9 protein-coding genes are annotated in these 12,450 nt (G+C 54.4%); 5 read left to right on the forward strand and 4 right to left on the reverse strand.

Going from position 1 to position 12,450, the window contains the following annotated elements; all coding sequences use genetic code 11:
* Positions 1-178: 178 nt before the first annotated feature.
* From IM700_RS00705 to IM700_RS00715, 3 genes are all read right to left on the reverse strand, one after another.
* On the reverse strand, positions 179-1,384 hold the full coding sequence (locus IM700_RS00705) for an MFS transporter (RefSeq protein WP_193415677.1): 1,206 nt from the start codon (positions 1,382-1,384) through the stop codon (positions 179-181).
* A gap of 91 nt (positions 1,385-1,475) precedes the next feature.
* Positions 1,476-2,393 (reverse strand): aldo/keto reductase, encoded by a 918-nt coding sequence (locus tag IM700_RS00710; RefSeq protein WP_193415676.1) that lies wholly within the window; start codon positions 2,391-2,393, stop codon positions 1,476-1,478.
* A gap of 243 nt (positions 2,394-2,636) precedes the next feature.
* Entirely contained in the window at positions 2,637-2,981 is a 345-nt protein-coding gene (locus IM700_RS00715; RefSeq protein WP_167521286.1) for an iron-sulfur cluster biosynthesis family protein, read from the reverse strand.
* A gap of 186 nt (positions 2,982-3,167) precedes the next feature.
* Between IM700_RS00715 and IM700_RS00720 the strand changes: the two genes are divergently transcribed.
* The 5 genes from IM700_RS00720 (at position 3,168) to IM700_RS00740 (ending at position 11,472) form a co-directional block, all read left to right on the forward strand.
* Positions 3,168-3,479, forward strand: coding sequence for a DUF1806 family protein (locus tag IM700_RS00720; protein WP_155608326.1), 312 nt, complete (start codon positions 3,168-3,170; stop codon positions 3,477-3,479).
* Entirely contained in the window at positions 3,476-4,177 is a 702-nt protein-coding gene (locus tag IM700_RS00725; protein ID WP_193415675.1) for a PIG-L family deacetylase, read from the forward strand. The genes IM700_RS00720 and IM700_RS00725 overlap by 4 nt, the downstream gene beginning before the upstream one ends.
* 129 nt (positions 4,178-4,306) lie before the next feature.
* Positions 4,307-5,365: an NAD(P)/FAD-dependent oxidoreductase gene (locus IM700_RS00730; protein ID WP_193415674.1), complete on the forward strand. Its 1,059-nt coding sequence runs from the start codon at positions 4,307-4,309 to the stop codon at positions 5,363-5,365.
* A 173-nt stretch (positions 5,366-5,538) separates the two neighbouring features.
* Positions 5,539-11,031: a S8 family serine peptidase gene (locus IM700_RS00735; RefSeq protein WP_193415673.1), complete on the forward strand. Its 5,493-nt coding sequence runs from the start codon at positions 5,539-5,541 to the stop codon at positions 11,029-11,031.
* A 93-nt stretch (positions 11,032-11,124) separates the two neighbouring features.
* Positions 11,125-11,472, forward strand: a complete 348-nt coding sequence (locus IM700_RS00740) for a hypothetical protein (RefSeq protein WP_155608322.1) — start codon at positions 11,125-11,127, stop codon at positions 11,470-11,472.
* Positions 11,473-11,488: 16 nt separating this feature from the next.
* Here IM700_RS00740 and IM700_RS00745 read toward each other — a convergent pair whose 3' ends face one another.
* The gene (locus tag IM700_RS00745; RefSeq protein WP_193415672.1) at positions 11,489-12,373 is read right to left on the reverse strand and encodes a helix-turn-helix domain-containing protein; all 885 of its coding nucleotides are present in this window, start codon (positions 12,371-12,373) and stop codon (positions 11,489-11,491) included.
* Positions 12,374-12,450: the final 77 nt, after the last annotated feature.

Below are 12,450 nucleotides of genomic sequence, written 5' to 3' on the forward strand. Positions count from 1 at the left end.
ACGGAACTCAGCGACCTTATTTAGCCCCAATTCGCATGATGGGAGTCCTAACGGAAGTGGAAGACCTTATTTCCTCCAAATCACCTGCATGGACGTGATTTAGAGCGAAATAGGGTCTTTGCGTTCCCTTAGGATGAAATATCACCGGAAAATGGGGCAATGAGGTTCCTAGATTCCGTTATGCCGGTGCTTCCGATCTACTGCCCAGCTCGCGCCGCCGCCCGCGCACCTGCGCATAAACGGCGATGAGCTGCGTTAGCAGGCCGGCGATGCACACGCCGGTCCAGCCGAAATGCGCATAGCTGAACGAGCCGACCCAGGAGCCGAGGGCACCGCCGACGAAATACGAAACCATGTAAATCGTATTGATGCGGTTGCGGGCTTCGTCGCTGATGGCGTGGATGCGGGCCTGGTTGGAGATTTGCGTCGATTGGACGCCGAGATCAAGCAGGATCACGCCGACAACCAGCCCCGCCAGGATGTAGCCGAAGCCCAGCAGGCAGACGTAGGCGAGGATGACCGCGCCCATGCCGATGCCAATGGTGAAGCGCGGGCTGCGCCGGTCGGCCACCCGCCCGGCAACCGGAGCGGCCAGAGCCCCGACGACGCCGATGAGCCCGAACAGACCGGCCGCGTCAGGGCCTAGCCCAAAGCGGGGTTCGGCCAGCAGGAACGACAGCGTCGTCCAGAACACGCTAAACGCGGCGAACATCATACCGCCGTTCAGCGACGCCTCTCGGAGTAGCGGTAGATCTTTGATAAGCGACGCCATCGAGCGGAACAAAGCCCCGTAACCCGCCGATGCCGTGGACGGGGATTTGGGTAGACGAAACGTCAGGAAGCCAGCCAGAAGGATCATGAGACCGGAGGCGATGAAATAGACGGACGGCCAGCCAAGGTATTCGCCTACGAGTCCGCTGAAGGTCCGGGAGACGAGAATCCCGATTAAGAGTCCGCTCATGACGGTGCCGATGATTCGGCCGCGTTCCTTCGGGTCGGCCAGCTGCGCAGCGAGCGGTACGATCAGTTGAGGCACAATGGAAGTGAAGCCAACGGCGAAGGAAGCGATGCTCAGCACGGTGCTGTTCCAGGCAAACGCCAGAAATAACAAGGCGCCGGCGGAGCAGAGGAGCATGAACAGGATCAACGATTTCTTCTCGCGGATATCGGCCAGCGGCAGGATCATCAGCATCCCCAGCGCATATCCGACTTGGGTCAAGGTGGCGGCATAACCCACCTGGGCTTGCGTGACGTGAAACGCGGCGGCGATTTCCGCCAGCAGCGGCTGGATATAATAAAGATTCGCCACGGCGATGCCGGCGGTGACGGCCAGGGTCAACACCAGAAACCGACTCAACCGAATCGGTGTGCTTCCGGATGGCATAGGAACGCCTCCTTTCGGGAATTTTGGCAAAAAAACAACCTAAGTCCGTAAGAAACAGGGCTTAGGTTGTTTCGCGTAGGGACGACTTGGCTTATGGCAAAATGTTGCCCGCAGCGCGGTAAATTTCGTACCACTCTTCGCGGGTCAAGCGGATCTCGCCGGCTTGGATGCAGTCCTTCAAACGATCGATGTTCATCGTCCCGATCACCGGCTGCATTTGGGCCGGGTGGCGCAGCAGCCACGCGATGGCAATGGTTGTGTTCGTAACGCCGTATTTCGCGGCGATTTCGTCAATCTTCTGATTCAGCTCAGGGAACTTCTCGTTGCCGAGGAAGACTCCCTCGAAGAATCCGTATTGGAACGGCGACCAAGGTTGGATCGTGATGTCGTTCAAACGGCAGAAGTCCAGCACGCTGCCGTCGCGGTTGACGGCGGCTTCATTTTCCATGTTTACGTTAATGCCGGCCGAAATCATCGTGGTGTTCGTGATGCTCAGCTGAAGCTGATTCGCGACGATCGGCTGTTTAACGTATTTTTGCAGCAGTTGGATTTGCATCGGGTTCTGGTTGGATACGCCAAAATGACGTACTTTGCCCGCGGTATGCAATTGGTCGAACGCTTCGGCAACTTCCTCGGGCTCTACGAGGGCATCCGGACGATGCAGCAGCAGCACGTCAAGATATTCGGTGTTCAGGCGTTTTAAAATGCCGTCCACCGAGGACAAAATGTGCTCTTTCGAGAAGTCGAAGGAGCCTTGGCGGATGCCGCATTTCGATTGCAGGATGATTTTCTCCCGAATCTCCGGGTTCATGTGGATCGCATCGGCGAAAATCTCCTCGCAGGAGCCGCCTCCATATATATCCGCATGGTCGAAGAAATTAGCGCCTTCTTCCAACGCGGTTTGTACGAAACGTTCCGCACCGGCTTTGTCCAGCGAGTTGATGCGCATGCAGCCGACGGCGATGACGGGGACTTCCAGCGTGCTTGTTCCCAGCTTGATGGTCTTCATTAGTCGGATCCTCCTCAGTTGAATAGGTATAGATGAACGGGTCACCCGGGCAGCTATGTAATCGGATAGAAGCAACAATCCATACGGACTGGACGTTATGGGTGCCTGGATGCCCCCATCATTGTGACATAGAAGGACGATGGTTTCAAGAGCGGAAGAAAGAACCCGGGGAGAATAGCCAAAAGGCCGCCGGGTCATGAATCCCGGCAGCCGAAAGCGGAAAGGAATAGGAACATCTTAGAGTTAGCGAACGGTTTCGCTAGGAGCGGCGACGCGTTTGTCTTTCAGCACGACATTGTTGCTGTATAACATCGAATCGCTGCTTAAACGATAAGTTGGGAAGGGGTCATGGGCAAGCAACCGCATCACGTCATCGAACAAAATTTCCTGCTGGCGATCCACCAAGAAGGTGAAGCCGCCCGATTCAAACGCGATGTCGGTGGGGAGCGGCTCGCTGATCAGATGCAGCGAATAAACGCCGGCTGCGCTGCACCCTTCCGATTCACCGATCAGCTTGAAGTATCCAGGCCGGTCGCCCAGAGTTTGTTGCAGCTTCACTTTCGTATCATTCGTCATGTCTACTCTCATTCCGACACACATCCTTTAGTTTGTATTTTAAATTTCATAAAATTATATTGTTTACAATTTAATAATAATCAATTTAAAGGGGGTTGTCAACCGGGGAAAAGTCACTTGTGCAACCAGACCCTGAGCGTATAATAGTTACTGTGATTTCGATAGCCAAAATTACAACGAAAAGGACTGCGTGCCCACATGAATCTCATTGAGAAGAAACATGCGGAAGATCTGCTGAATGCTTTTGTCGGATCGGACGTGTATCTGCATAGTGAAGCTACATCGTATCTGTTTGTCCGTAATTTCAAGGTGAACCTGACCGATGCCTTTATTGCCGGGGAAGGACCTTACCGGGCGGCATTGCGATTTGACGGCCAGGGTTGGCTGCGCATCGAAGGGCTGACCCATTTAGAGCTTGACGATCAAGGACGTCTCCTGCTAGAGGGCTTTGACGACAAGGGACGTATGGACGTTGCACTGCATTTGGGAAGGGAGCCGTTTCCGGAATGAATACACAACATACTATGGGACGCAAGCTGCTGGCGGTGTTTGCCCATCCTGACGACGAGTCGTTTATTTGCGGAGGTACGTTAGCCAAATACGCCGCCGAAGGTGTGGAGGTCACGGTGGTGAGTGCAACCCGCGGCGAAATGGGGCGGCGAATGGGGAATCCGCCCTATTTAAACCGGGAGACGTTGGCGGCAGCTCGCGAAATCGAGCTGCGTCAGGCGTGCGACCATTTGGGCGTATACGAATTGAAATTTCTCGATATCCGCGATAAAACGGTCGAGTTCATCAACGAGGAACTGCTCATCGGACGGATCGAGGAACTGATGAGGGATCTCCGGCCCGACGTGGTACTTACGTTCCACGAGACATTGGGTGGACACCCGGACCACTGCGCGATCGGTAAAGCGACGACGGCAGCGTTTCGTCGGTACAAGCAAGGTGCGCTGTATTTTGTTTCCTTCGGCGACATGATGCTGCAGCCGGACAAGTACGGCTATACCGCAGGCGACATCGCCCGCGTGGATGTACAAGAGCATTTGAAGGCTAAGCTGGCTGCCTTCCGCGCTCACCGCTGCCAATCGGAGCTGATGGAATGGGTATGGCAACGGGATGACAAAGCGCTGCGGAACTTTGGCCGCTATGAATATTTTATCCGCGGCAGCCAGTCGCAGCCGGAGAAGGATTCGCTTTTTAGTTAAGATCGAATCGACGGTTCCAGGTGCATTTTTCCAATAATAATGATTTTCATTCTCAATTAGATATGATACGATGGTTCCATCCTAGTGAAATTTCACTTCCTTATGTGAGCAAAAGGAGAGGTTGCGACGATGGAACAAACCGTGTTTGATGTCACGATTATCGGAGGAGGACCTGCAGGTTTATATTCCGCCTTCTACAGCGGCTTGCGCGAGATGAGAACGAAGCTGATCGAATATCAGCCTTTTCTCGGCGGCAAGGTGAATGTATATCCGGAGAAAATGATCTGGGACATCGGCGGCCTGACGCCGGTTACCGGGGAACAGCTGATTCAACAGTTGATCCAGCAGGGATTGACGTTCCAGCCGGAAGTCGTGCTTGGGGAGAAGGTGACGTCGATTTCTCAAAACGCAGATCGTACGTTCTCACTGCACACCGCATCGGGCACCGTACATTATTCCAAGACGATCATCCTTGCCATTGGAGGCGGGATCCTGAAACCCACGAAGCTCGAAATCGAAGGGGCCGAACGGTTTGAAGTGACGAACCTCCATTATACGGTGAAATCGCTGGGCCGGTTCAAAGGGAAAACCGTGCTGATTTCAGGCGGAGGGAACACGGCAATCGATTGGGCGAACGAGCTGGCTCCGATTGCGAAGAAAGTGTATTTGACTTATCGTAAGGAAGCGCTGAAAGGCCACGAGGCAGAGATATCGAAGCTGTTGAGGAATAATGTGGCTTGCCTGCTGAACACGTCGATTGTGAAATTGACCGGGGCTAAGGGCGGGGAGACGATCCACAGCGTCTGGATTCAAAATCATGAGGATGGCTCCATCGTCGAACTGGAAATCGATGAGGTCGTCGTGAGTCATGGATATGAACGGGATAAAGCGTTGCTGGACAATAGCGAAATTCAGATGAACATGGCTAACGAATACGGGGTCGCCGGAACTCCTCTGAGCGAAACTTCGGTGGAGGGGATTTTTGCAGCCGGGGATATCTTGGCTTATGAGGGCAAGCTGCATTTGATCGCCGGGGCTTTCCAGGATGCAGCCAATGCCGTAAACCGGGCCAAACAGTATATCACCCCCGAGGCAGAGGCTTACGGGATGGTCTCTTCGCATAATGATCTCTTCGTGGAGAAAAATCGGGAACTGAAGAAGCAGCTGTTTGCCGCACTGGCAGATTGACCGAATCTACTTGATATGGATGCGCTTACCTTAAATGGGTAGGCGTATTTTTTTATCCTTATTATGCTTTCTTACCTTGAGAATGGGAATATATTGAAACCTCACCAATAGATATAAAGGTATCAGCTTGTATAGGCTCCTTGAAAACTATGAATGGTGAGGGAGATGAGAGTTTGAGCAAGAGAGTCGTCGCAGGAATCTTAAGCTTCATCCTGGCGTTTACACTGCTGCTACCGATGGCGGGAGCGGAAGGCGGCGCTTTGGCGGGAGCCGATGGAAGGAGGGAAGGCGTTCCTCGGCTGAATCAGGATGCCGTGACCCAGGAAGTGCTGCGGAATCAGGCATCGGAGGTTCAGCTCAGCGGTAGGGAGAAAAGGCAAGTTTCCGGGCAGGCCTCCGCTGCGGATAACGGATTAACTCTGGAGCGCCGGGATGCCGAAACGTCTGCGGTTCAACCGCAAAACTTCGTGCCGCTTACGGATGGCAACGAACCAACGACGGTGATCGTTGAGCTGAAGGAAGCGCCTTTGAAAGTGTTTGAAGTTTCGCAGAGCAAAGCGCGTTCAAGCCAGTCGCTGAGCTCCCACAGAAAAGCGATCGATTTGCAACAGCAAACGTTCAAGACGCAAGCGGTTAGTAAGCTGAAGGCGAACATTCACCGCGAATACGAACATATTTTCAATGGGTATTCGTTGACGATTCCCGCTAACGAGGTGGAAAGCCTGCTGAAGCTTCCGGGCGTCAAGGCGGTATACCCGAATGAGACGGTTTATGCAACCGAGGAAGAAGAGGTTCCGACTGCACCGTTGGACAGCGTGTCATTCATCGGCAGCGGGTCGTTCTGGGAGGAAGGGACCGAAGGCCAAGGCATTAAGGTCGGCGTGATCGATACCGGCGCGGCCAAGGACCATCCCGATTTGGCGGGAGCCATTCCTGATGGATATTGGGGATATGACTTCGTCAACGAGGATAATGATCCCTATGAAACGACTTACGATGATTTCTTGAAGTCGGGACAACCCGAATTCAACTCAGACGGTAGACCTTACTATACCTCGCACGGCAGCCATGTGTCGGGCATCGTAGCCGGACGCGGCATCGGTAAGGACGAACTGGCTGGCGTGAAAGGGGTTGCGCCGGAAGCGGAGGTTTACGCTTATAAGGTGTTGGGGCCTTACGGCAGCGGTTCGACAGAAGACGTGATCGCCGGGATCGAGCGGGCCGTGGAGGACGGGATGGACGTCATCAACTTGTCGCTGGGCTCAGAGACCAATAACCAGCGCTCCGCCGATTCGATTGCGGTCAACAATGCGATGAAGGCGGGCGTTGTAGCCGTCGTCTCCAGCGGCAACTCCGGACCTGGGTCTGCTACCGTTAGTGATCCGGGTACTTCGGAGCTGGCGATTACGGTCGGCGCTTCCAAGCCGCCGCTCGTTACGCCGATCATGCAGATTGCGGCGATGGGCGAGGAAGGCTTCTTTATGGAGACGTTTGATAAGTCCACGGGAATCGAGAATTTGACGGATTCTTACCCGCTGGTCGATGTCGGGTTAGGCAAGCCGGGAGATTATGCGGGTAAGGATTTAACCGGTAAAATTGCCTTCATCAAACGCGGCGAAATCTCCTTTGCGGATAAAGCCTTGAATGCTCAAGCTTCGGGTGCCGTAGCCGCTATTGTGTTTAACAACGCGCCAGAAGCATTGGAAAGCGGGACGTTGGGGAACGTGGAGGTTAACATCCCGGTGTACGCACTTTCCGGGGCTTATGGAGAACGAATTCGGACCGCTATGCAAGCGCAGGAGTTGTCCGCCGAGTTCAGTTCGACGATAGAAGAAGATATTATGGCAGGATTCAGCTCGCGCGGGCCTGCTAAACCGGGTTATGACATCAAACCGGACATTTCCGCGCCGGGGATGAGCATCCGCTCCAGCGTACCGGAATATGAGGATTGGTATGCCGCCCAAAATGGCACCAGCATGGCCGCACCGCATGTTACCGGCGCGGCGGCACTTGCAGCGCAGAAATATCCAAACCTGACGCCTTATGAAATCAAGTCGTTATTCATGAATAATACCGTGAAGTTAAACGATCGAAACGGTGACCGCTATACGCATATGGATCAGGGAGCCGGACGGATCGCGCTGGATCAGGTACTCGAGGCCAAAGCGGTAGCGATGGTGGAGGATTCGACGCCTTACGTTGATGGAGAGGCCCCGGAAACTTTTTATACGGCCAGCTTGTCGTTTGGGTACGTCGGTAACGGCTTCTCTGCCGAACAACATGTGATCGTCAAAGATATTGCCGGCGAGTCCTCGAATTACTCGATTCGCACGCAGTGGTATGGAAATTCACCGATAGACCTGACACTGTCTGCTGCTGAAGCAGCGGTAAGCGCGGGCGGGGAAACCGGCTTCGACGTCGAGGTTGCGGTGCCGGAAGAAGCGGCAAACCAGCGATACGAAGGCGAAGTGATCTTGACGGAAACGACGACCGGGCATGAGATCAAACTGCCGGTGGCGGTTTATGTCGGCGATACACCGCAGCAGGATGTAGTGACGGACGTTGAGTTGTCGAACAACCCGATCTCGCCGAACGACGATGATCTGTTTGATACCACGGATATCTCGTTTACGGTGAACGAATACGCCGAGTATTTCTCGTTGGAAGTGCACGACATCGATGGAACTTGGCTAGGCGTGGTCTTCCAAACGGATGGAGGGGTTAGTCCTGACAACTACACGTTGAGCGGATGGGATGGAAGGATCCTTGATGAATTTGATGAGGAAGTCGCGCTTCCCGATGGAGAATACCTGCTGGTCCCTTATACCGGCACGTCCATGTTCGATTCCGTTCCATCAGAAGATTCAGCCTACGTGTTCTTCGTTGACACCTCAGCACCGGTATCCAAGCTTAACGAGCCGGCATTGAAAGTGAAGAGCTCTGGTCAGACCGGGGTCATTTACGGCGAAGTTACAGAGGATATGCTGATCAATTATCTGGTCACCGCCGGCGGACTGGATATGGACGTTGTGATTGGCGTTGAGGCGCTGTATTTGAACGCAAATGGTGAGGTTGAAACAAGCATAGGGACTATCGATAATCAGGGGAATTTCAAAATCGAAATTCCGGTCGTTCCTGGAGACAACTATTACGAGGTTTACGTCTATGACTTGGCCGGCAATGGGTATTGGGATCCGGCTCATATCGTTAGATACAACCACGCTGTGGAACCGGCTTTGCTCATAAATCCTGAGAATCTGACGCTTCAAGCGGGCGAGAGCCAAGCGCTTGCCGTAAACTATAAAGCGGCGGACGGAACGGAAAGCGATGTAACGGCAGCCGCGGAATATCGCGTGGTTGATCCAACCATCGCAACAGTTACCAACGGCAACGTGACCGGGGTAGCGGAAGGTACGACAACGATTGAGGTTGTGCACGAAGGTCTGACTAAGACCGTAACCGTGACCGTCACCGCCGAAGGCGGCGAAGAGCAGGCGGAGCTACGGGTGAGCCCGGAAACGTTGACGCTTCAAGCCGGCGAGAGCCAAGCGCTCGCCGTCACCTATAAAGCGGTAGACGGAACGGAAAGCGATGTAACGACAACAGCGGAATATCGTGTGGTTGACCCAACTATCGCGACGGTCAACCAAGGTAACGTGACCGGGGCAGGAGAAGGTACGACGACGATTGAGGTCGAGCACGAAGGCCTGACGAAAACCGTTGCCGTCACGGTCACCCCTGAAGGTGGCGAAGAGCAGGCGGATCTTCGGGTGAACCCGGAAAGTCTGACGCTACAAGCGGGTGAGAGCCAAGCGCTCGCGGTCACCTATAAAGCGATAGACGGAACGGAAAGCGATGTAACCGAAACAGCGGAATATCGCGTAGCGGATCCTTTGATCGCAACAGTTACCAACGGCAACGTGACCGGGGTAGCGGAAGGTACGACAACGATTGAAGTGGTGTATGAAGGTCTCACAAGAACCGTAACCGTGACCGTCACCGCCGAAGGCGGCGAAGAGCAGGCAGAGCTTCGGGTGAGCCCGGAAACGTTGACACTTCAAGCCGGCAAGAGTCAAACGCTCGCCGTCACCTATAAAGCGGTAGACGGAACGGAAAGCGATGTAACGGCAGCCGCCGCTTATCGCGTAGCGGAACCGACGATCGCAGAAGTGGATGCCGGGAACGTGACGGGCCTGGCGGCCGGAACGACGACGATTGAGGTCGAACACGATGGCCTCACCAAATCTATCTCCGTGACCGTCACCAGCAATGAAGAACCAGGAGAACCGTCGTTGACCGTCATGCCAGCTTCCCTGTCCTTGAAAGCCGGAACCAGTGGTCAGTTAACGGTTACGTATAAGGATGTGGAAGGCACAGAATCCACCGTGACGGATGCGGTTTACGAATCGAAAAATCCGCAGATTGCTACCGTTTCAAGTACAGGTTTAATCTCGGCTGTGAAGGCCGGCTCAACCTCCATCGACGTGATCTACCAAGGTTTGGTGGAACACGTGACCGTCACGGTCACTCCAGCAGACCCGCCTAACAACGGAGGCGGAGGAGGCAATGGCGGCGGCAGCGGCGGGGGAGGATCGAGCAGCGGCGGTTCCACTTCTACGCCAACAACGACGCCTACTCCACCTGCTCCACCGGCAATCCCTAAGGATGCCGTAGCCATCAAGGCAGGCGAGCCTACGGTCGTGAAGCTGCCGAACGGGTTTACGCTGACGATTCCCGCAGGCGCAATTACTTCGTCGGAGGCCGCTTACGTTCAAGTCACGCCGGCGACCGAGGAAGATACGAAGAAGCTGCTGGAAGGCTTGAAGCTGGCGGCGGGGATTCAATCGTTTGGAATCTATTATGATATCAACATTTTGACGAAAGACGGGAAACCGCTGGACCCTGTCACGCTCAGCAAACCAGCCGAAGCGGCGATCCCACTTACAGCATTGAACCCCGGGACTATTAAAGGGGAAAAAATCAGCTTGTTTAAACTGGGAGACAAAGGCGAATTAGACCAATTCTTTGGACGATTGAAGGATGGGAAGGTGGTTGCCAACTTGTACGGGTTTAGCCGTTATATCTACCTGGCCAAGAACGTTACCTTTACCGATGTCACCCCAGCGAAATTCGCATGGGCGGTGGATGCCATCGAAATTCTGGCGTCGAAGGACATTCTTGCCGGCTCCGTCGACGGCAACTTCCATCCCGAAACCCAAGTCACCCGGGCTGAGTTCGTATCCATGCTGGTACGGGCGCTGGAACTGAAGGCCGATCCTAATGCAGTTAGCACGGTAAGTTTCAGTGACGTTCCTGCAGGCAGCTGGTACGAAGAGGCTGTGAAAATTGCGACTTCCCGAGGTCTGATCAGCGGTTACGCCAGCGGCATCTTCGCACCGGACCGCCCGATTACCCGCGGTGAAATGGCGGTAGTTCTGGCCAAGGCGCTGGCAGCATTGGGCCAATCTGCGGGTGCAGCCGGTTCACTGAACGGCTTTGCAGACCAAACTCGGATTCCGGCCTGGTCCGCCGAGGCGGTAGCCAAAGTCACGGGCCTTGGCATCATGAAAGGCAAAGCGGGGAACCGCTTCGAAGCCGAATTGCCGACGACCCGAGCTGAAGCAGCCGTCGTCGTTTACCGGATCTTCAAGGACTTTACGAAATAAGTTTCTTTCGAACCGCCGTTGGCGCGCATGATGCCGACGGCGGTTTTCATATACATCAGGTAGGTTTCGAACTCACTGAAGGAGCGTGGTTAAATGGATCAGAAAGTGCATCGCTATTATGAACTGAAGCAGCTGCAGAAAGAAACGGAGCAGGAGCTTGCCGCTTTGCGCGGGGATATTTTGGATCATTTTCGGGAGCAAGGTATCTCGGAACTGGACGTGGACGGCTATCGGGTCAGAACGATCCATCAGGAACGAAAGGAGTACGATGATCATAAACTCTATGAAGCGCTACCGGATCCCGAAGTATGGCGGTTGATTTCCAAAGCGGACGCGCAAAAGGTAGCCGGACTCTTGAAGCTGAACGTGATCCCCGAGGACAAGCTGGCAGGGACGTTCTCCGTCAAACAAGTCACATTGGTGCAGGTGGACAAAAAGTAGCGGCGCAAAGCCGGAATTATTCCGGCTGTCGCGTTGCCCCGGGACCGGCTGTCGGCCTAGGGGCGGCTTGGCGACTCCGGCGCAGGTCTAGCGGAGCTTGGCGGTACCATTTTTTGAACTGATGATAAAAATGGCTGACATTCTCGAACCCGCACTCCAGAGCGATTTCCACAACGCGCAGCTCTGTGGTTAGCAACAGATTGCGAGCGATATTCAGCTTGAGCTGATTGAGATATTCCGTTGGGGTCTGCTGCAAATACTGCCGGAAGGCGCGGTTCACGTGGCCAACGCTCCTTCCCGACAATTCATACAGGGCGGGTAACCCGCGGTGGAGGTTGTCTTTTAGCTGCATTTTGCCGAGGGCGTACTCCAGCCACAGTGGGAATTCCGCCTGCTTTACCGGGTCCGGGTTGAAGAAGTAGCGGGTCAGAAGGTCGATCAGCCCGCTTTTGAGAGCGATGCGAGCTTTCTGCTTATCGATGCTGGACAACAGCTTGATGCGTTCGAACAAGGCGACGAATTCGCCGACCTCCGTTTGCGACAGCATAGCGACCCGGGGGGTGGGCGACTGCAGCAGCTGTCCGGTCATCTCCGCTTCCCCTAAATAGGCCAGCGCTTCGCTGACCAAGCGATGGCGGCAGGGGACATTGTAAAACCGGCAATCCTCCTCCCCGTTCCGCTCATATTTATGTACATCTTCCGGTCTTATAAATACGAGGCAGCCTGCTTGTAGCCATTGGGTCTCTCCATTAACGACATGGCGGCAACTCCCGTCCTCGATCACGAAAAATTCGAAAAAATCATGAGTATGCTCCGGCGAAACCTGGGACAAGCTTTCCACCCAGAAGGGGTTGACCGGCACCTCCGGATCGATGTAGTTTTCCTCGGTATATTTCAACATGGATGACACCTCGCCATGATAAGTTGATGTTAAAATAGCACATGACTTGGGTGAACACAATACAAGAAATTAGCCAG

This window comes from Paenibacillus rhizolycopersici, from assembly GCF_014947195.2.
Lineage (GTDB): Bacteria > Bacillota > Bacilli > Paenibacillales > Paenibacillaceae > Fontibacillus > Fontibacillus rhizolycopersici.

Bases quoted from the DNA above. Each gene is read 5' to 3' on its own strand.
- IM700_RS00705 (WP_193415677.1), bottom strand. From the start codon at position 1,384: ATGCCATCCGGAAGCACACCGATTCGGTTGAGTCGGTTTCTGGTGTTG.
- IM700_RS00710 (WP_193415676.1), bottom strand. From the start codon at position 2,393: ATGAAGACCATCAAGCTGGGAACAAGCACGCTGGAAGTCCCCGTCATC.
- IM700_RS00715 (WP_167521286.1), bottom strand. From the start codon at position 2,981: ATGAGAGTAGACATGACGAATGATACGAAAGTGAAGCTGCAACAAACT.
- IM700_RS00720 (WP_155608326.1), top strand. From the start codon at position 3,168: ATGAATCTCATTGAGAAGAAACATGCGGAAGATCTGCTGAATGCTTTT.
- IM700_RS00725 (WP_193415675.1), top strand. From the start codon at position 3,476: ATGAATACACAACATACTATGGGACGCAAGCTGCTGGCGGTGTTTGCC.
- IM700_RS00730 (WP_193415674.1), top strand. From the start codon at position 4,307: ATGGAACAAACCGTGTTTGATGTCACGATTATCGGAGGAGGACCTGCA.
- IM700_RS00740 (WP_155608322.1), top strand. From the start codon at position 11,125: ATGGATCAGAAAGTGCATCGCTATTATGAACTGAAGCAGCTGCAGAAA.
- IM700_RS00745 (WP_193415672.1), bottom strand. From the start codon at position 12,373: ATGTTGAAATATACCGAGGAAAACTACATCGATCCGGAGGTGCCGGTC.